The sequence below is a fragment of the Gemmatimonadota bacterium genome, assembly GCA_026705765.1.
Classification (GTDB): domain Bacteria; phylum Latescibacterota; class UBA2968; order UBA2968; family UBA2968; genus VXRD01.
Window position 1 is genome coordinate 43,913 of record JAPPAB010000168.1, and the last position, 20,318, is coordinate 64,230.

General features: G+C 51.3%; 18 protein-coding genes. 4 read left to right on the top strand and 14 right to left on the bottom strand.

The features are described 5' to 3' along the window. Positions 1-6: 6 nt before the first annotated feature. The 4 genes from OXH16_21340 to recJ are packed head-to-tail and all read right to left on the bottom strand — an operon-like array spanning position 7 to position 5,093. On the bottom strand, positions 7-765 hold the full coding sequence (locus OXH16_21340; GenBank protein MCY3683954.1) for an ABC transporter ATP-binding protein: 759 nt from the start codon (positions 763-765) through the stop codon (positions 7-9). Between the two features lie 14 nt (positions 766-779). Continuing rightward, entirely contained in the window at positions 780-2,255 is a 1,476-nt protein-coding gene (gene pap / locus OXH16_21345; GenBank protein ID MCY3683955.1) for a polyphosphate:AMP phosphotransferase, read from the bottom strand. A gap of 9 nt (positions 2,256-2,264) precedes the next feature. Beyond that, positions 2,265-3,389 carry a Gfo/Idh/MocA family oxidoreductase gene (locus OXH16_21350; protein MCY3683956.1) on the bottom strand — a complete coding sequence of 375 codons (1,125 nt, stop codon included), beginning with the start codon at positions 3,387-3,389 and terminating at the stop codon, positions 2,265-2,267. 21 nt (positions 3,390-3,410) lie between these two features. Continuing rightward, positions 3,411-5,093, bottom strand: a complete 1,683-nt coding sequence (recJ, locus tag OXH16_21355) for a single-stranded-DNA-specific exonuclease RecJ (protein MCY3683957.1) — start codon at positions 5,091-5,093, stop codon at positions 3,411-3,413. Positions 5,094-5,255: 162 nt separating this feature from the next. Between recJ and OXH16_21360 the strand changes: the two genes are divergently transcribed. The 3 genes from OXH16_21360 to OXH16_21370 all read left to right on the top strand — a co-directional run bounded on the left by OXH16_21360 (position 5,256) and on the right by OXH16_21370 (position 7,078). Next, the gene (locus tag OXH16_21360; protein MCY3683958.1) at positions 5,256-5,651 is read left to right on the top strand and encodes a YbjN domain-containing protein; all 396 of its coding nucleotides are present in this window, start codon (positions 5,256-5,258) and stop codon (positions 5,649-5,651) included. A gap of 86 nt (positions 5,652-5,737) precedes the next feature. Beyond that, positions 5,738-6,448, top strand: a complete 711-nt coding sequence (locus OXH16_21365) for a PspA/IM30 family protein (protein ID MCY3683959.1) — start codon at positions 5,738-5,740, stop codon at positions 6,446-6,448. An 84-nt stretch (positions 6,449-6,532) separates the two neighbouring features. Then, the gene (locus OXH16_21370; protein MCY3683960.1) at positions 6,533-7,078 is read left to right on the top strand and encodes a DUF4178 domain-containing protein; all 546 of its coding nucleotides are present in this window, start codon (positions 6,533-6,535) and stop codon (positions 7,076-7,078) included. A gap of 5 nt (positions 7,079-7,083) precedes the next feature. Here OXH16_21370 and OXH16_21375 read toward each other — a convergent pair whose 3' ends face one another. From OXH16_21375 to OXH16_21405, 7 genes are all read right to left on the bottom strand, one after another. After that, positions 7,084-8,619 (bottom strand): polyamine aminopropyltransferase, encoded by a 1,536-nt coding sequence (locus OXH16_21375; GenBank protein ID MCY3683961.1) that lies wholly within the window; start codon positions 8,617-8,619, stop codon positions 7,084-7,086. 66 nt (positions 8,620-8,685) lie between these two features. After that, the gene (locus OXH16_21380; GenBank protein MCY3683962.1) at positions 8,686-9,531 is read right to left on the bottom strand and encodes a DUF350 domain-containing protein; all 846 of its coding nucleotides are present in this window, start codon (positions 9,529-9,531) and stop codon (positions 8,686-8,688) included. Further along, positions 9,528-10,259: a hypothetical protein gene (locus OXH16_21385; GenBank protein MCY3683963.1), complete on the bottom strand. Its 732-nt coding sequence runs from the start codon at positions 10,257-10,259 to the stop codon at positions 9,528-9,530. Before OXH16_21385 ends, OXH16_21380 begins: the two co-directional genes overlap by 4 nt. Before the next feature lie 52 nt (positions 10,260-10,311). Beyond that, a complete protein-coding gene (locus OXH16_21390) occupies positions 10,312-11,775 on the bottom strand; it encodes a sulfatase-like hydrolase/transferase (GenBank protein ID MCY3683964.1) in 1,464 nt (487 codons plus the stop codon). A gap of 151 nt (positions 11,776-11,926) precedes the next feature. Further along, the gene (locus OXH16_21395) at positions 11,927-12,634 is read right to left on the bottom strand and encodes a phytanoyl-CoA dioxygenase family protein (protein MCY3683965.1); all 708 of its coding nucleotides are present in this window, start codon (positions 12,632-12,634) and stop codon (positions 11,927-11,929) included. A 3-nt stretch (positions 12,635-12,637) separates the two neighbouring features. Beyond that, on the bottom strand, positions 12,638-13,387 hold the full coding sequence (locus OXH16_21400) for a phytanoyl-CoA dioxygenase family protein (protein ID MCY3683966.1): 750 nt from the start codon (positions 13,385-13,387) through the stop codon (positions 12,638-12,640). Positions 13,388-13,405: 18 nt separating this feature from the next. Continuing rightward, positions 13,406-14,734: a serpin family protein gene (locus OXH16_21405; protein ID MCY3683967.1), complete on the bottom strand. Its 1,329-nt coding sequence runs from the start codon at positions 14,732-14,734 to the stop codon at positions 13,406-13,408. Between the two features lie 215 nt (positions 14,735-14,949). On the opposite strand from OXH16_21405, the gene OXH16_21410 reads away from it, so the two are divergent. After that, a complete protein-coding gene (locus tag OXH16_21410) occupies positions 14,950-16,785 on the top strand; it encodes a DUF4070 domain-containing protein (protein MCY3683968.1) in 1,836 nt (611 codons plus the stop codon). A 102-nt stretch (positions 16,786-16,887) separates the two neighbouring features. Here OXH16_21410 and trxA read toward each other — a convergent pair whose 3' ends face one another. The 3 genes from trxA to OXH16_21425 all read right to left on the bottom strand — a co-directional run. After that, positions 16,888-17,214, bottom strand: coding sequence for a thioredoxin (gene trxA, locus OXH16_21415; protein ID MCY3683969.1), 327 nt, complete (start codon positions 17,212-17,214; stop codon positions 16,888-16,890). A 71-nt stretch (positions 17,215-17,285) separates the two neighbouring features. Next, positions 17,286-18,311, bottom strand: a complete 1,026-nt coding sequence (gene holA, locus OXH16_21420; protein MCY3683970.1) for a DNA polymerase III subunit delta — start codon at positions 18,309-18,311, stop codon at positions 17,286-17,288. Positions 18,312-18,522: 211 nt separating this feature from the next. Then, the coding region (locus OXH16_21425) for an efflux RND transporter permease subunit (protein ID MCY3683971.1) at positions 18,523-20,318 on the bottom strand (1,796 nt) is incomplete at its 5' end.

Sequence of the window (20,318 nt, forward strand, 5' to 3'; positions counted from 1 at the left end):
GGGGGGTTATCCTTCCAGTTGCTCACGCAGATGGGCTTCCATGGCCACAAATTGGGGGTCGGCGCGCAAGGTGTTTTCCCGGGGATGGGGAAAATGAACGCTCAGGTCTTCCGCGATTTTGCCGGGTCTGGCAGACATGACCACAACGCGGTCGGACAGGAGCAATGCTTCGGAGATGCTGTGGGTGATAAATAAGACAGCAGCACCGGTCGCCTGCCATATTCGCAAGAGTTCAATTTGCATTTTTTCTCGCGTCATTTCGTCCAGTGCTCCAAAAGGCTCGTCCATAAGCAAAACGGATGGGCGGAAGGTCAAGACTCTGGCTATGGCGACCCGCGATTGCATGCCGCCCGATAGTTCGCGCGGATACGCCTGCTCAAATCCTGCCAGTCCGACAATGTCGATCATTTCAGAGACCCGGCTTAAAACCTCTGTGTCTCCAAAGACCTCTGCGGGTAGGCGCACATTTTCTTCTACCGTGCGCCAGGCGAGAAGCGAGGGATGTTGAAATACAAAGCCCACCAACCGTTCGCGCCGTGCGACTTCGGGTATTTTCCCCAGTACGCGAACCGTGCCCTTTGTCGGTGTTTCCAGGTCGCCGACAATCCGCATTAAGCTCGTTTTGCCACATCCCGAGGGTCCGATCATACTGACAAATTCCCCCTGCGCTATTTGCAGAGAAATTTGTGCGAGTGCTTCTACCCGGTTGCTGTCGGTCACAAAAACCTTGTGAATATCCCGCAGTTCAATGGCTACTTTACTCACTTCGCGTCTCACCTTCAATGTTTGATCAAGTGTTTTTCCAGGGTGTTGACCACGGTTTTCAGCGTTTTAATGCGCGCATATAGCTTGCAATTGGACTCGACAATGGTCCACGGTGCGTAATCTGTATTTGTGCGATACAACATGTCATCCACTGCGTCGCGATACTGATCCCATTTCTCTCGATTGCGCCAGTCTTCATCCGTAATTTTCCACTGTTTGGACGGTACTTTTTCGCGGTCTTGAAAGCGCTTCAATTGTTCGTCTTTGTCGATATCGATCCAGAATTTGAATAATAAGGTGCCGTAATTTGCCATCTGTTCTTCCATTTCGTTGATTTCGCGGTACGCGCGTTGCCATTCCGGTATTGTCGCAAATCCCTCTACGCGCTCAACCAGAACGCGCCCGTACCACGATCGGTCAAAGATGGCAAAATGACCGGCTTTGGGCATTTTGATCCAGAACCGCCACAAATAGTGATGTGCCAGTTCAATATCATTTGGCGCGGCGATGGGGAACACGTCGTATCCCCGCGGGTCCATGCGGCGCACGAGACGTTTGATATTGCCTCCCTTTCCCGCAGCATCCCAGCCTTCGTACACAATGACGACTGACTGCCTTTGCAAATACACTTCGTGCTCGATTTCCCATATCTTTTTTTGATAAATGCGGCGCAGGCGATCGTATTCTTTGCGCGTGAGTTCTCTGGACAAATCAGATGTTTCGAGCATAGAATGCGGGATTGAGGATAGGGAAACCGCTTTGGTCCGCGTCTTTTTGTTCAGAGATGCCAGTTTTTTTTCGAGGACTTCAATCACTTTTTCAAATACTGAAACCGTTGCAAAACGCCAGTTTTCAGCCGGCACAATATGCCAGGGCGCGTATTTGCTATCCGTACGTGAGATCATTTCTTCGATGACTTCTCCATACCATTCGTATTGTTTATTTTTTTTCCAGTCGTAATCTGTCACGCGCCAGGACGTCAGGGGATTTTTCTCGAGTTGCTTAAAACGCTTTTTTTGTTCTTTGCGCGAGATGTGCAGGAAGAACTTGATGATTACATGGCCGTCATCTACAAGTTGTCGCTCGAAATTATTCACTTCTTGATACGCCTTATCAACCGGTAGCTTGTCCATCATCGGATCCATTTTCTCTACAATGAACCGACTGTACCAACTCCTGCTGTAAATGACCAGGCGTCCGCGTTCGGGTATTTTGGTCCAGAACCGCCACATAAATGGTCGGTAAATCTCTTCTTCATTGGGAACCTGGGTCGAATATACCTTGACGCCGCGGGGATCGAGTACTTGCAACAACTCGTTGATCAGCCGCCCTTTGCCAGAAGCGCCCCAGCCTTCGAATACAATCGTGATGGGCACTTTGTTTTCCAGTGCCTTTCGCTCGAGTTGGCCCATTTTTATTTCCAGTTTTTCCATTCGGGCGTTGTAGTCAGATTTTTTTGTTTTTTGTTTTAGATCAATAGCATCCAGCATTCCCATATTTTACTCCTCTATCCACGAGCGCGAGTCGGGCACGTGTAGCCACGCTCCGTCTTGTACAATTGATTGTTGACTGATTAAACCTGGCAAGGTCATGTCCATGGCTTCGTGAATGCCAATTGGACAGGCGATTTCGCCGTTGATGCTTTGAATAAAATCCATGATTTCGAAATAGTCGCCCCCGCCGTGTCCGGCTTTTAATGCCGCTTCAGAGGGGTTGCGCCACATGTCGGGTAGATAGTCTTCTTCCAGATCTGTCAGATCTATCCATTCATTTTTTTCGCCACAGATATCTTCAAGCCATATGCGATTGACACCGCCGCGCTCTCTCGCCGATTCATAACACCCTTTTGTTCCTTGTAGTTGAAAATTGCCGGTTGCGTGGGGGCGTTTCGATAGCATATCTACCCGGATTTTTACCAGCCCGCCGCTCGCCATCTGGCACAACATGACGCACGAATCTTGATTTTCATACTGGTCTCCCCGAGGGTCTGTGTAATGGTGTCCGCTGCCCGCACAACACACGCGCACTACGCGGTCCCCCGGCATCCACTGCAAGAGAGGTCCCAGGCTGTGCGTGCAATAGGTTATACCATCAATGCCCGTTTGCCACTTGCGCCGCCATTTTGTGATTTCATTCAGGGCTTTCAGTTCGTGGAGATATTCTCCTTCTCCGTAATATACATCGCCGAACAAACCCCGCCGCACGAGCTCTTTTACCAGTACATTGGGGCGGGTGTAGGTGTAATTTTCTGCCATCATATAGAGTGCTTTTGACGATGTGGCGGCGTGTACCAGGGCGCGGCATTCCTCCACAGAGACCCCGGCTGTGACTTCGCTCAAGACGTGGATGTTGCGATGCAGTGCCTCAATTGCTTGCTGAGCGTGAAAATGCATGGGCGTGCCGATGACGACTGCGTCGAGTTCAGAGCGCGCGAGCATGGTTTCGTAATCCGCGTATTTTTCAGAGGCTCCCAATCGTTCAGCAGCAGCGTCGAGTTCCTCTTCGCGCACATCGCATACCGCGTGAATGCGCGCCGTTTCATGCGCTTCGAAAGCGACTCGAAAACTGCCCCCACGCCCCGCAGCCCCCACAATGCCCACGTTTAATTTTTCAGCAATGCCCATTAAATACCTCCGGAAAATTGGCTAATCGCTAAGGTTCGACAAGCGCATGTCCTCTACCAACATTTGCACATTAGTTCTGCCCTGCCAGGTATTGGCCTGTAGTGCAAAGGCGAGATCGACGCTGTCGCCCACTGACAATTCGTAAACCCGCTCGCCCTGGCGAAACCAGATTGCGTCGCACAGATCACCACCTGTATCCACTCTGAGTTTCAAATGCGCCCCGCGGCCTATGGCGCGCGCATCTGCAATTCGGCAATTGTGGGCTACAAAACGCGGCAACTCGTTTTTTGCGCCAAAAGGTGCCAATTTGTCCAGGGTGTCAACGGTTGTCAGCGAAATATCGGATGGTTTGAGCGCGACATCGACTTCCAGTTGGGGCGTCAGTGCTTCCTCTGATAGCCGCGTTTGGGCATCTGCGATCAACCGGTCTTGAAATTCGAAATAATTTTCAGCGGGGACTGAAAATCCGGCGGCATCTGCGTGTCCGCCAAATTCGGTGAGCAGATCTGAGACGCGGAAAATCGCCTCGACGATATTGTATCCACCGGCTGTGCGCGCAGAACCCGTGTAGATGCCATTTTTTCGAAAGTTGGTACACACCAGTGCGGGGCGCGAAAATTTTTCGACCAATCGTCCGGCAATCAGCCCGACCACACCCAGATGCCAGTCTTCACCGCGTACCACCAGAATGCGATATTGATCCAACCAGTTATCTTCTACCATGCGTTCTGCTTCGGCTATGCCGTCGTTTTGGAGAGCCTGTCGTTCGCCGTTTAGACCGTTTAATTCTTCGGCGAGTTTTTTCGCCTGTCCCCGGTTTTGGCAGCGCAACAAATCGAGTGCCAGATCGGCCGATGATAGGCGCCCGGCGCTGTTGATGCGCGGTCCCAGGAAGAATCCAATAGAGATTGTGTCAATGGAGCGGTTGGTCGTGCCCGCGACGGCTTTGAGTGCCTGCAAGCCCGGGCGCTCGGTGGTGTTGAGGACTTGCATCCCCCTTCGCGTAAGCAGACGATTTTCTGCAACCATGGGGGCCATATCAGCCACAGTACCCAATGCGACGAGATCTAAAAGCGAGTTCAAATATCGGCGGCGTTCTGAATCGGACAAGAACTCCGATGCCAGAGCCTGTACTACCTTAAATGCCACTCCTACGGCAGCCAGTCCCTTGAAGGGATATTCGCAGTCTGCGCGATTGGGATTTACCAGTGCCAGAGCGTCTGGCAATTTGTCCTGTGGATGGTGATGGTCAATGACTACCACATCTATGCCGGCGTTATTGGCAGTGTCAATAGCCTCAAAAGCTGAAATGCCATTGTCGGCAGTTACAATGAGTTGCGCTCCTTTTGCGGATGCTTTCTCTACACCCGGTGGTTTCATGCCATACCCATCTCGGAACCGGTCGGGCAACAAAAATGTGGCATTGGCACCTACCAGATCAAAAAAATCCAGCAAGACAGCGGTGCTCGTGACGCCATCTACATCGTAATCGCCAAAAACCACAATGCGCTCTTTATTGCGAATAGCTTCTGATATGCGTTCGACAATGCGGCGCATGTCTTTCATTAAATAGGGGTCATTCAAAATATCGGGAGAATCGGCCAAATCTTCTATTTTTAATGAACGGTTTGCGAGAATGACATCGGCAATAGAATGATAGTCGCCTCTATGGCGTATGTTCCATATCGGGTACCTGGGTTCCATAAAATCTCCAGAGTGGTTGATCAGAGTGCGTATATGCGATCTCTACTTGACTTGAAGTCAATTTGAACGTTAATTTTTGAAACCAATATTTCGCTTGCGTATCTCATAGGCAGGACGGAGGGTCGCGTTACACCTCCCGCTAACCGCTTTCAGGAGTTTAAAATGTCAGAATATTTCAATACAGTCAAATCTTATCTTCAAGACCTCAATCTCGCGGTTGACGAGGAAGATACCGCTGAAGAACTCGTGGTGGTGAGCGACGAAGATCGCGGGGTCAATCACCTCATTGTCGATTGCGAAGATCCCATCCTCATTATTGAGCAGGCTATTATGCCCATTCCCAATGCCCCTGGGGATCTGTACAAAAGGTTGCTCGAAATGAATCGCACACTTGTTCACGGGGCGTTTGCCCTGGACGATGAAACCGGCACGGTTCTTTTTCGCGATACCCTGCGCCTGGATACACTCGACCGATCTGAGCTTGAAGGCTCGATTACTGCGCTCGAACTCGCCTTGGCCGATAATGCCGCAGAATTACTCGAATATAGCCATCAGTAGGGGGTGGGTTGAACTGCTGGCGCAGTTGTACATCGCTCGAAACCCACCCGTACAAAAACTGACCATTTCCAAAAAAGGAGTATCTCATGAGCATCTTTCAACGTCTCTTCAGTGTGGGCAAGGCCGAAGTCCATTCGGCTATTGACAAATTTGAAGATCCGATAAAAATGACCGAACAGGGTATTCGCGATCTGAAAAATGACCTCAATGGCGCGATGACCAGCCTGGCTGAGGTCAAAGGGCAGGCCATTCGATTGCGAAAGCAAGCTGAAGACAATAAGAAGGCGTCTGCTGACTGGGAGCGAAAGGCCATGGTTTTGCTCCAAAAAGCCCAGAGTGGTGATCTGGATGCTGGAGAGGCTGACCGGTTGGCAACCGAGGCTCTTAGCCGCAAATCAGAGGCCGATAATCGTATTTCTCAGTTTGAGCAAGATGCCGAGATGCAGGAAGATATGGCCGCTAAGCTACAAAGTCAGGTGGAGAAGCTCAAATCTACCATTGCAACGCACGAAAATGAACTCATTTCACTGCGTGCGCGTGCAAAAACAGCCGCTGCGACGAAGAAAATCAACAAGCAACTCGCCAAAGTCGATTCGTCCGGTACAATTGCCATGCTCGAGCGTATGAAAGAACGGGTTGAAGAAGATGAATCGCTCTCGCAGGCTTATGGTGAGATAGCCGGTGAATCCAAGAGCGTTGATGAGGAGATTGACGCGGCACTGAGTACCTCGTCAGGGGGCACAGATCAACGCCTTGCTGAACTCAAAGCAAAGATGGGGATGACTTCGAAAGACTGATTCTGTCTGGGTGTGCCTGCGAGTGAGACGCTGGCGCACCCGTTCTATCTGTCGCAGAAGATTCATGGGGTGTCTGGAGATCAAATGAATTGGAATCCTTTTAAGAAAAAGAAACAAGAACCCGAAGTTCTCGATCCCCTCAGTGTTACACTGTCCGATCTCAAGCTGGGTTATGTCCTCGATTACGATCTCAAAACATGGCAGGTTACAGCGCAGCATTATTACGATTACGAAGGTGATCGCGTGGATGAATGGGAACTCACCTGTGGCGATGATGTGGCATTTCTCGAGCGGGCAGAAGACGATAGTATCACCTGGGTCCTGACGCGCAAAATCCCCCTTTCTGATATTGAGGGCGATATCCGTGGGCATATGCGCGACCACGACAATGAGGATCCGCCAGATGAAGTTCGATGCCAGGGGGTTATGTTCTATGGCATATCGTCAGCCGTTGGATCTTTTTACAAAGATGGCGGAGACGAGGGACAGGAGTTTATCATCTGGAATTATCTCGACGAGCCGGAGGAACACACCCTGTCTATCGAGCAATGGGCTGAAGATGCTTTTGAAGCCGCGGTGGGTGAGTTCGTCGAGGAATATCAATTTAGCAATATTTTGCCTGTAGATTAATATCTCTATTCAAATCCCCATTCTGATTTTCGATAGTATCGATCTACTGTCGGTTCCATCTCTGTGCTGACCTCAATCGCATGTTGCCCATCAAACATGCCCTTCCAGAAGTGCAACATTCCCCGCATTGCTTCTGCATTCAAAAATTGCGTTTCAATATCCTCAAATGTGAGTTGTTGCGTTCGGCGAAGGAGGCCCTCTTTGCGTATCTTTTCGGCTTTCATTCCCAATACCCATCCCCAATCTCCCATTGTTGGTATATAGGTGTGATAGGGTATGGTGGAAAAACCGGCGTCTGTCATTGTGCGCTCAATGCACAGAAATGCAAGATGCGCGTTGAGAGGACTCGACGCCTGGGTTACCAGTACGCCATCGGGTGTTAAGTGACGCGCACACAGGCGATAAAATTCCCGCGAATACAATCTGGCGAGGTCTGGTCCTTTGGGGTCGGGCAAGTCGATGATGATGATGTTGAATAGTGCTTCTGAATGCGCCAAAAACGCGCCCGCATCGCCGATTACCACACTGACACGCGGGTCGTCCAGTGCCCGTGTATTCGCTTCTACAAAGACCGGGTGCGCGCGCGCCAGATCGATTATCGCTTTGTCTAAATCTACCAGCGTGATCGCCTGTACATCTGCATATTTTACGACTTCGCGTACAGCGAGTCCATCCCCCCCGCCTAAGATGAGTACGTTGTTACGCGATCCGGATAGTTTCATGGCCGGATGTACCAGTGATTCGTGATAGCGTTCTTCGTCATAGGTGCTGAATTGCACGTTGCCATTTAAGTGCAGCCAGTAATAGCCTTTCCATTCTGTTATGACAATGCGTTGATACGCGGTCTGATCTTGATAGACTACGCGGTCGCGATACCGACTTTGCTCGCCCCATATTACAATGGGACGGATATAAAGCCCCAGTACCAGAAGGCCCGCGCCCAGGGTCCAGAATGCCGTCAATAGCAGCCAGCGACGCGCCAATAAGTGCCGATATTGCCACAGCAATACCGATGCCACGATAAAGTTAATCGCGGCCAACGCCAGCGGTGTGTACGTCAGGCCCAATTCTGGCAATAAAAAAAAGGCGAACAATAGTCCGCCGATCAATGCGCCAAAATAGTCTTTTTCCATCACTGAGGCGATGTTGGTGCGCAGATCCTGATATGCTTCGTTCATGCGCGCGACCAGCGGAATTTCCATGCCGATGAGTACGCCGATTGCAAAGGCGTAGCTATAGATGAAAACACCTGCCGATAACGCGAGTACCGATCCAAAATACGCTACAACCGCACAGGTGGCGCACAGGACCGAGAGGTAAAATTCGATTGCGATAAAGCGGTCCAGTAGCCGGTCTGTCAATAAGCGGCTCCATCGGCTGCCCAGGCCCATAGCAAATAACATCAACGACATGAGCACGGCCCACTGCAATGTCGTGTTGCCCAATAGATAGCTCGCCAGTGTTGACAATGTAAATTCCGCTACAATGCCAGCACATCCCGTGGCGAATATACAGGTTTTTAAGAGGTAGCTTTGTCGCATAAAAAATAAATAACTCGGCGGGTGTTCAGTCCGCCGAGTTAGAGAGATTTAATACAACTTTCTTTTTTATAAACTCCATACGATCAGAAACGATGCACCGACGTAAGATGTGGCTTCGATGAAGCCCGCGCCGAGATTGGGGTGTTCTTGATTGGCGATTTCATCGGTCAGTTTTTGTCCGGGCAGGAGGATGACGTCGGAGATGAATCGGACGATGGGTAGCAAGATCAATCCCGCAACTACTTCGATTGCGAAATCCTGTAGATTTACAGCCCAGGAAATAAAGTTGCCCGCCGATGCGTGAAACACGATGACGCCAATGCCGACCAGTGCACCCGCAAAAGCGACGCCAGCGGCGACGTTGTCTTTTTCGATTTCATCGTGAATGCTATACGGGGTAATCCATTCGTACACCAGCCCGGCCAGTACCAGAGCTACCTGCCCCAATGCCCAGAAAATCACGGTTGTCACAATTCCACCGATCTCACCCGATACTGCGCCAAAGATCACCAATCCCGTTGCTATGTACGACGCGGCGATCACGGCACCCGTGCCCGCGTTTTGATCGTCGATTAATTCATCCCGAATTTTGAATCCGTGCAGGATTACTCCGTCATTGACCAGACGCGAGAGATTTAGCAAGATGATCGCCAGCAGTCCGTATATGCCGATGTCGATCAAATCGTTTTCCAATCCCTGAGACGGTCCGGATAAGGTGCCGCCAATGGCCATGAACAATCCGAAGTAATATCCCGCCATGGCCACACCCAGTGCGACGTTGTCTTTTTCTACGAGTTCTTCTCGCACGCTGTAACTCGTTGTCGTCAAGTCTTTGACCAATTTGCCGATCCAGAATAATATAAACGCGCTGATGAGATAAATACCCGTTGCGATTAAGTCCTGTACTATCATTTTCCAAACCCTCCAAAACTGCGGCTGCCAAATCCAGATCGGCTGCGACTTGTTGAACGCGAACTTCCAAAGCCGGTCCGACTCTGGCTCGTGCGACTTTGCACTTTTTGTGCGAATGATTGTCTTTTTTGCGCTATGTTTGCCTGGCGTCGCTGGAATGTCGATGGTTTTTGTTTCTGTGTTACAGATCCCTGCGTGCCATACTCTCGATTGCGTCCGTAATACGGACGTTGATCTCGGCGATAAGACCGATAATCATCGTAATCGTAGCGACTCATGCCAAATCCGCCGCCCCAACCGAGCAAATGACTCATGAGCGCGTATTGGCCGTAGAATTCCCAGAATGATGTGCCTCCGCGATCCGTCCAACGCCCGTAGCTCGGATTGCCCACATAGTGGTATCCGGGCGGATGTGGCGTGTTGTTTACGCCGTCTTGCTCCGATTTGGCAACGAGTGCCATCCCCAAAAACGGTTCGTATTTTCGATAGATGGATTCCGATACTTCTATCCAGTCCGATTGTACCTGTTTTTCGCCCTGTGTTATTAAATACCGGTGATAATACGTGGTGAAAAGAGAGCCTTCTTCGCGCATGTCATCCAGTACAATCATATACGCCGGTGCTGAGGCAAGCGATTTTTGCATTTCAACGACGGGATCGCGTTCGCCGCCGCATCCAGACAATAACAATAGGCCGATCAACAAGACCGGCAATCGTTCTCGTGTCATAGCTTCCTCCTTTGTTTTATCTAAAATACCTCAATATCGATTTTATGCAATACTATCTGGGGTCTTCGGGCAATTGTGAGAAGTCGAATTTGTTTACTTCGTCGATGTCTGGCGCAAATGGGGGGATGGCGTGGGGGATATGGCTGTGCCCGCAGCGCGCGATGAGTGCTCGGGCGCGTGCTTGTTGTTCAGCTTGTTTTAAGATGTCATCGGCAGACCAGCGTGCAAATATTTTTTCGAGACCCGATTGGATCACTTCACGATACCGGGGATCATTGGATAGATCGCGGCGTTCTTCGGGGTCTTCGTCAATGTTGAACAATTGGCAGGAGTCAAATTCGGAGTAATAGTTCAATTTCCACGGTCCCGTGCGGAGCATGCACGCGGGCTGGTCGCCGAGCAAGCCGATGTATTCTGCAAAGACTTCATTGGGCCAATCCGGTGGGGGATCGCCTGTGAGGAATGGGGTGAAACTTTTGCCCGAGACATCAGGCATGGGGTCTGCGCCCGCAATGTCCAGAGCCGTGGGTCCGACGTCGATGAGGCTGACGATGGCATCTTCTGCGTGGTTTTCGCGAAGATGACCCGGCCAGGAGCAGATTAAGGGAATGCCCACAGAGCCTTCGTAAAAGCTGCTCTTCCACCACATGCCGTGTTCGTGGGCCATGTCGCCGTGGTCCGAGGTGTAGATGATGACGGTGTTGTCCGCATCGGAGGAGGATTGGACGGTTTTGATAATTTGACCGATGTAGCGGTCGAGTTCGGTTGTCAGGCCGTAATAAGCGGCTAATCCGCGGCGGTTTTGTTCTGGGGTGATGTCTTCAACGCCGCGTCTTTCGCGCCATTTTTTCAGGGCTGGATGCAGGGCGTTTAAGTATTCGGGCGATTCGGGTTCGAGCGGGGGGATTTGCGCCATGTAATATTCGAAGTCTTCTCTGCCGCAGATGAGGGGATTGTGCGGGTTCATGTAGCCGACGACGAGGGCATAGGGTCTGTCGCTGTTTTGACGGTCGGCGATGAATTTGCAGGCTGTTTCGGTGACGGATTTGTCAAAGTGGCGATAGCCGGTTTCGCCATAGCCGGATACTTGGACGCCGTATTTGGTCTGTCCCGTTGTGCGGTTGTATCCATAGCCGAGAATTTCTGCGGATAGCCCGCCGCAGTCGGCGTGGATGCGTTTTTCAAAGCCGTGGAATTGGTCGGGGTTTCTAAAGTGCATGCGACCGCATAGTACAGCTTCGTATCCCGCCGCGCCAAATGCATGGGCAAACGTGGGGGTGTCAAAAGACAGACTGCCGCTGTTGTCATAGACGCCCACATCGCTGGGATATTGCGCGGACATGAAGCCTGACCGCGAAGGCGCGCAGAGGGGATAGGGGCAATACGTATTGCGAAACCGGACCCCGCTACGGGCGAGCGCGTCCAGATTGGGCGTTTGCACAATGGGATTTCCCGCACATCCCATTGCATGGGGATTGTGCTGGTCGGAGATGATGATGATAATGTTGGGAGTCATAAAATTAAGAATTAAGGAGCGGTGTACAACTGGTCGCCGTCCAGACCAGTTCATTGAGAATTGATACATCTACCATATAGAAGCGATCCCCGGTCTCGTATTCTTAGATCAGAAAATGGCCTCGCGCGTTCCAGACTGATCAATCCCGATCCTATTTTCGATCATTCCCGTTATATAATCCCTCGCCGCGCACGAGCAGGCGTTTGGGGTTGGGAATGTCCATGAGTTCATCGACGCTGTGATAGCCAATTGTCATGCTCATGCGCGTGTCGTCGGTGTGATTTTCGCCTGCGCCGTGGACGACCATGCTGTCGATTGCGAGCATTCCTCCTGCTGGCATGGGTACGGGGAGTGCCTGACCGAGGACATCGCTTGCCCATTCTGCATCGTGAATAGATGTGGAGGTGCCAGGGAAGTGATGCGATCCGGGAATGATGCGGGTGCATCCATTTTCGAGGGTGGTTTCTTCGAGGTAAAAGATGATGGTGTAGATGTTGCGCGTCCACTGTCTGACATCGCGATGGAGATACGCACCTTTGTTGTCCTCTGCTGTGCGCAAGGTGGCGTGGTTGTGGCGATTGGTGAGGATTTCGATGTTGGGTCCCAGAAGCGATTCGAGTGGGTTGAGCGCGTATGGATGCGTGACTGCTTCTCGAAAGATCGGCGCGCGGTCCATAAGTGCAGAGATGCGAACAGGCCGACCATCCTTATTGCGCACGATGGGTTCGACTTCGCGGTCAATGTCTTCCATAATAGCGGTCTTCAGGTTTTCAATCATTTCTTCTGGCAAAAGGTCTGGGAAGCAGAGAAAACCGTTGTTTCGGAAGAGTTGGATTTGTCGCATTGTGAGTGAGGGCATGTCCTACTCCTGGGCGGGAAGCGTATAGGGATGAGGGTGTCCCGTATAGACTTTTTCGCCGCGTACGAGAATTTTTTCCGGGTCGTCTTTGATTACGTCGTGGGCGTCGTGGGCGCGATAGGCAACCGTCATGCTGCGGCGAGAATGATTGGAACAATTTGTGTCAGATCCGTGATAACAGCAGTCGTTAAAGAGCAGGACACCACCGCGCGGCATGGGGATTGGCACTGCGCGGTAATAGTTGTCGCTGTCGTAAAAATTGTCTCTTTGTTTCTGTGGTCGGCGCGGGTTGAGAAATGGGCGGTTGTGGCTGCCGGGCACGATGCGCACACAGCCGTTTTCAACGGTTGATTCTTCGAGGTAGATCAAGCCGGTGATAAGTGTGTGGTCATAGGGTTCTTCACCGGCGTGCCAGGGGACGGGATAAGACCCGGAGGGGCGCACCATGACGTGATTGTGTTTGTTGGTGAGTACTTCGATGTTTGGACCGATGATGCCTTCGAGGGCGTTGAGGATGATGGGATGAGATGCGGCTTCAAAATAGATGGGGTCTCGCAAAAAAATTTTTGAGAGACGGCGGACGTTTTTCGGCTCTCGCTCCACCTTTTCTTCCCATACAATGGGTTCGCGCATGTCTGCAATTTGCCGGGAGGTGACTTCGTTTAGACGATTGACCAGATCGCCGGGCAAGGTCTCGCGGACTTTGTAAAATCCAGTTGTTTTGAAATACCAGAGGTCTTCTTCTGTGATCATGTTTGAGCTATCCTTGTATTATCTCGGGTCCATTACTCGCCCGACAAATAGAGTGGTATTGGTCGCTATGTCCCGGATGAGGAAGATGAATGGCCGATCGATCGTGACTCTCGGAGGGAGGGATGTTACGCCTATGACTACGCCGGTGGCAGCAGCGGCTTCTGTGCCGTTCTCATTGACGAGGACGAACGCCTTGTGAAAGGCGTCCGAAATGGACAGGTCTTTTGTTCCATCCATGCCCGAGAAGTCCGCTAATTGCGGGTTAAAGGCATCGGATATTCCCATCTTCTGGAGCATTGCGCCCAGCTTGAATTGGGCTTCAAACTCGAATGAGGGCATGATGAGTTCTATGCGGTTGCGTCTCAGGTCTTTCGAAATTCGACCGATGAGTTCGGCGTTTAGCGATTTTTCGAATGGGTCAAAATTGCCTTTGTCGGGGAGCAGGATGACCATGGATATTTCACTGCCATCGTAGAGCAACTCAACGGCCTGATATTCCGTGCCCCTCGCATAGCCGAATGATTCGGTCTGTCGCATCATTGGTACTCTAACGCTGTTGCCTGTGAGCAAATGGAAGTCACCTGCAGAAGTGGCTCTTTCGTCAAAGGTGTGAAGCCAGGCCGCGTTGAAGTAGATGGCATTGGTGAGGACTAAGCGGGTCAAGTTGTCGATGGCACCAGAGGGAATCAGGTCTTTGATTTTGTCTTCGGTCTGATGGGCAACCCAGTCGTTGATTGTGACTCGCGAGTTCTCGGGTGCCTCCGTGAAGTTTGCGATTCTCATTCCAGCACCGTAATTTTCCGCCAGTTTGTCCAGAAAGTTCTGCTGGAAGTTATAGCCCTGTTGTCCCCAGATCGCATTGGCGATGTTCAATCGAAAGCCCTTGCCATCCTGGCCACTGCTGCCTTCGCCTCGTGAGGCGAGTTGGAGATCGAGGGCGTTAAATGCGGCGTGCAATTTGTCCTGGGTCAGGATGAAGTGTAGTGCGTTTGACATCTGACGTTCGGTTTCGCCTCTTGCACCGGCATATGTCATGGCAAGTGCCAGCGAGATGCTGTAGGGCGAATAGAACAGGTTTCCGCTTTCTTCTTCGCGCAATTTTTGATACAGGTTAAAGGCGAAAGCGTTGTTGCCGCGTGCCAGGTCTGTTAGTTCTGAATCTGTTGCCAGAGGTACGGTCACGCGTGTCTTTTCTGATCGCACTTCTTCTGTTGCTGACGCAGATGGTGTCTCAGTTGGAGGTGGTGCCGTGGGAGAGACCTCCGGTAATTTACCGCATCCGAGTATTGCGATTGATAGTATTATGGCAGGTAGCAAATGGTTGGTTGGCTGTTGTGTCATTTTCATGTTAGCCTCCTTGCCCCGGCTACGTCTCAATGGATAGGTAGAGAAAAATTATCTCAAATTGCGGTGTAAATCAAGGTTTATTGTTCGCGATGGTCCGAGGTATCAGTTTTTTCCCAATCTGGATGCTCTCGTTTTTTCTATGAGTTGCGAAAAAAATATAGTATATTGAACTTATCAGAAGTTCTTTGTTTTTCATTTTGTGAAAGGATAGCTGTATGCCCAACGCGTTGCTTGTATATCCAAAGAATCCGGTGACGTTCTGGAGTTTTGATGAAGCTTTGAGGATGGTCGGAAAGAAGTCGGCTTTTCCGCCTTTGGGGTTGTTGACGATTGCCGGTATGATGCCCGATCACTACAGTTTGCGCGTGGTGGATGTGAATGTGCATGCACTGACAGATGAAGATCTGGATTGGGCAGATGTTGTGATTACATCGTCGATGATTATTCACTGGCATTCTCTCGAAGAAATTATTGCCCAGTGCAATGTCGCAGGTGTGCCCGTGCTCAATGGCGGTCCGCTTCCCACGCAGTATTGCGAAGATATTGAGGGAGATGCGGTCTTTTATCTGGGCGAGGCTGAAAATGGCTTTATGGATGTGGTCGATCGATTGGTATCTGAGCCTTACAAGGGTGGGCGAGAGTACATTGATCGGCGGGGTGAGTTTCAAAGCCTCGCAACAACACCGCTCCCGCGCTGGGATCTGATCAGTTTTGACGATTATACTGTGATGGTGATTCAGATTACGCGGGGCTGTCCCGAAAGTTGCACATTTTGCAATATCCCCGCGCTTTACGGCAAGATAACGCGTTTGAAAAATAGCAGTCGCGTGGTTCAGGAACTGGACGCTCTTTACGATAGGGGCTGGCGAGGCTCGGTTATGGCGGTTGATGACAATTTTGTTGGCAACCGCGAAGAGATTCGAGAAACACTGGAAGAAGAGGTGGTTCCCTGGCAAAGAGAGCGCGGGTATCCTTTCCAACTCTTTACACAGGCCAGCATTCGCGTGAGCGATGATCCCGCGTTGTTAGAGGCGATGTACCTCGCCGGATTTGATAAAATTTTTGCGGGTATTGAATCGCCAGTGAAAGAAAGCCTGAAGTTTATGGGCGCGCAAAAGAATCTGCAGGGCGATACGCCTTTGCTGGATAAGGTTAAGATTCTGCAAGAATACGGCATGGAAGTTCAGGCCGGTTTTATCATGGGTCTGGATACGGATCCAGATGATATTGCCGATCTCATGATTGCGTTTATCAGAGAAGCGGGTATTCCCGTGGCTATGGTGGGGGTTTTGGGCGTGCTGCGCGATACACCCGATTACAAGCGCTACAAGCGGTTGGGTCGCCTGCGCGAAGACGTAAAATATACGGGCGATTCGGGTATTTTCAGCCGGCAGTTGAGTTATGAGCCCCTCATCGATCCCGACGAATTGCTGGCGCGCCATCGCAAGGTCCTCGAAACGCTGAATAGTCCAGAGATTTTCTTTGAGCGCTGCCGCACGCATTATGCACATCGCGCGCGCAGGGCAATTCCGTCAATGCCAATTGGTTGGACGGAACTCAGGGCTGGTCTTCGCTCTTTTTGGCATCAAGGGGTGGTCGGGTATTATCGGTGGACGTTCTGGAAGTTTATGGCCCATATGCTTCTGCATCATCCCCGCGATTTTGGGGATGCCATACGCATGTCCATTCACGGCCGTCATTTGATTCTCACCACGCGCGACGCGCTGCAGGTTGATGAGGTGCAGACATTTTTGGATGAGGCGCTGGATCACCTGAAGCGATTTAGCGAGGGGTATAAAGAGGTGAGTGTCAGTGATTACGCGAGCAAGTTGATGCACGCCTTGCACGGGCGATTTGATCATTTTCAGGACGATTATCGCACTTTGCAACACAATGCCGAGGTGATGTTAAAGGCCGCTCAGGAATACTGCGGGTTGATCCGCAAAGAATTTCGCCACCAGGTTGCGGAACCTCTCGAGCGTTTTCAACAAGAGATTGAAGCAATTCTCGAATCATATCCCGCACAAGGCCGTTTGCAACCTGCTCGGTAGGACACACTGCGATACAAAACAAAAGCCCGGTATCATAAAAAGATATCGGGCTTTATTTTTTCTTAAAAAGAAGCCGGAGACACTGTCTTCGGCTTCTCAGTTTTAAGCGAGTACGGCTTTGAGTTTGTCTTCTATCGCGCTTTTGGGGACAGCGCCGATAAGCTGATCTGCCTGTTTGCCGTCCTTAAAGATGAGTAATGTGGGGATGCTGCGAATGCCAAATCCCTGTGCTGTCTGCTGGGCGTGATCTACATCGACTTTGCAGATTTTAACGCGACCATCGTATTCACGCGCGAGTTCTTCAATGCTGGGGGCAATCATCCGGCACGGACCGCACCATGTTGCCCAAAAATCTACGAGTACCGGAAGATCGGAATCGACAACTTCTGTCTGGAAATTTTCATCTGTAACATTCAATGGACTTCCCACTTTGAGACTCCTTTCGGGTTGGGTTTTGTTCTGATGAGAGTGTGCTAAACTACCAGATTTTTACGGGGTTGTCAAGGGGATGCACGGCAGATTCGATAGGCCAGATGGGCGAGAATCTCGTGCGGTGTCCCGCCGCTGGATTTGAGGCGGTTATCTGCATCGAGAAGGGCATCATGGGCATTCCAGAGTGCTCGTTCGTCGAATAGACGGGCCTGATCGAGGTAGTTATTGAGAAAAAAAGCGGGTACTTTGAGGCGTGAAGCCATTGCATTTCTGGGTAGGCGCTGGCCCGATATCCATTGCGCGCGCCGCAAAATCCCAAAGTGACGGATGAGTAGCGCGATTGTGCCGGCAGGATGTTCTCCCTGTTCGCAGAGCCGTCCAATGAGGATCTGTGCTTTGTTCAACTGACGGTGCCCGAGTGCGTCGGCGAGTTCAAAGACTGTGATCCCCCGCGTGTTGTCGATCACCTGGGCGACATCTTCGCGCGAGATTGGATTGGATGGGGTAGCGATAAAGAGTTTTTCGATTTCGCCGTTCAATTCGCGCAAATTTGACCCGATGCTCATGTGGAGCAGGTGAGCCGCGTCGGGCGCGATTTGCCTACCCAGGGTTTTGACATGTGTCTGTATCCAGGCCGGGATCTCATTGTCGTAGGGTGGGCGAAATTCGATTGCACTCGCGCGTTTTCTGAGTTCGGCAAATAGTTTTTTGCGTCCATCGGGTTTGGCGGCTGTGATGATTATGGTCGTTGTTTCGGGTGGAGATTCGATGAGGGGCAAGAGTTCGGAGCTGGCTGAATCGGGTAAGCGGTCGGCGTTTTTGAGGACGATCAGGCGGCGTTGCGCCATCATTGGAAAGGTGAGTGCTTGTGCAATGAGCTGGGGAATATCGAGGTCTTCGGCGCGATAGATGTCGAGATTGAAGGGACGCGCCGCGGGTTCAATGAGGATTTCGACGAGGGCGTTGAGAAGCTGGTCGCGTTGAAAATCTTCTTCCCCGTAGAAATAGTAGAGGGATGAGATTTCGCCTTTTTTTACGGCATCGAGGATTTGAGCTGGCGAGGGTCCAGTTTTGCGAGGACGTCGGGTAGCCATCTGTTTTATCCGAGGGGTCTAAAGGTCTTTAAAGTCCGCGTCTTGAATTTGTGAATCGTCAATGTCGCGCCGTGATTTTTTTTTCGATGCTTCAGGTGGGCGCATTAGGATGGCGAGAAACAAGCGACCGACAAAACGAAAAAATAGGACAAGAGCAAGGACGATGAGAAATATACGAAGCAACATGGGCGTCTCCAGGAGCCTTGATGGCTCAATCTGCGGCGGTGTGGCGGTATGTGGGTGTCGATTCAATTTTGGGCGCGCCAAACCATCGCCAGATAAGGCTGATTAGAACAGGTACAACGACCAGTGTGAGGGCAGTGGCAAATGCGAGACCAAAGATGACAGCCACGCCCATTGGTCCCCACCATTGACTGCTGCGTCCCCCAATTTCCCATGAAAAGGAAAGAAAGTCAAAACTGATACCCGTGGCAAGGGGCAACAGGCCCAGGATGGTGGTTATGGCTGTGAGTATGACGGGGCGAAATCGCACGACGCCTGCGCGTATGATTGCCTCGCGCGCTGAAAGGCCGCGCTGGCGCAATTGCAGGGTATAGCCGATTAGAACGATGGCGTTGTTGACAACCACGCCCGCAAGGCTGATCACGCCAATGCCCGTCATGAGAATGCCAAAAGGAGTTCCGGTGACTATCAGGCCGATCAACACGCCAATCATAGACAAAATGACGGAGGTGAGAATGGTAAAGGGCAGGGCCAGGGAATTGAATTGCGTAATCAGAATGAGCGCGATGCCCGCCAATGCTATGAGCAGAGCTTTAGAAAGAAAGGCGGTGGCTTTTTGCTGTTCTTCATTTTCTCCAGAATAGGCGATCTGATAGCCCGGTGGCAGGGGAAAATTGGATAGGGCTGCTTGCACATCGCGCATGGCTGCATCAGATGTGCGGTCTTGCACTTTGCCTTCGATGGAGATTACGCGCTTGAGATCCTTGCGCCGGATGCTGCCAAATCCCCCGCCCGTTTCTATGCGTGCAACCGCACTTATGGGCGTGATTTTGCCATCTTTTTCAATGGTGATGCGTTCGAGGTCGGCGAGGGTGTTGCGTTTGTCGGATTTGAATCTCACGCGAATATCGTATTCGTCTTCGCCCAGCCGATATTCGGATGCTTCTGAGCCGTAAACAGCCGAGCGTACCGTAGCGGCAATCAGGCGTGTATTGAGGCCCGCTATTGCAGCGGCTTCTCGATCTACGACGATGCGGACTTCGGGACGCCCCCGGTCGTAGTCGTCTTTGAGATCGACAACGCCGGGCACTTCGGCCACGATGCGCTTGATACGTGCGGATAGTTGACCCAAAATTTCGAAATTTTCGCCGGATACCTCAACGCTGATGGGCGGGCCTACCGGTGGTCCGCCGCGTTCTTGAGATAATTCGATTTCAGCGCCAGTCAGATTTTTGAGTTTGTTGCGAATTTCCTCAATGGTCTTAAAAGAGGATTGTTGTCGAATACTTTCATCGACAAAATCAACGGAGATGCGACTGGCATTTGAAACGCCTTCGCCAGACGCAAATTCATCGCCTCCAGAGACGCCCACGTTGGCGACATAGGTTTCAACATCGGGAATATCGGAGAGAATAGATTCGATCTGACGCGCCAGTTGATCCGATGTTTCGAGGTTTGTGCCCGATGGCGCGCGCACGTCGATATAGGCTGTATTGGGTTCAATTTCGGGAAAAAATTCGATGCCTCGACCTGTGAAGTAGTACGCCAAAATGACGAGGAGGAGTGTGCTCGCTGCAAGAGTGAGGGTTATTCCCGGGTAATTGAGTGCCAGTTCGAGGCGGCGCTGATAGGCGTTGAGGCTGCGCTGAAGACGGGGTGATGTTTCTTTGACTGTTCCTCTCACCGTCATGAAGGATGCACAAAATGTGGGATTGAGAACGAGGCCCACAAAGAGAGACGAAGACAGGGTTATGATCAGGGTTATGGGTAGGCGACGCCACCGCCCATGGTCTCGGGTAGCAGCCGTTCGCCATACGCGCCGGC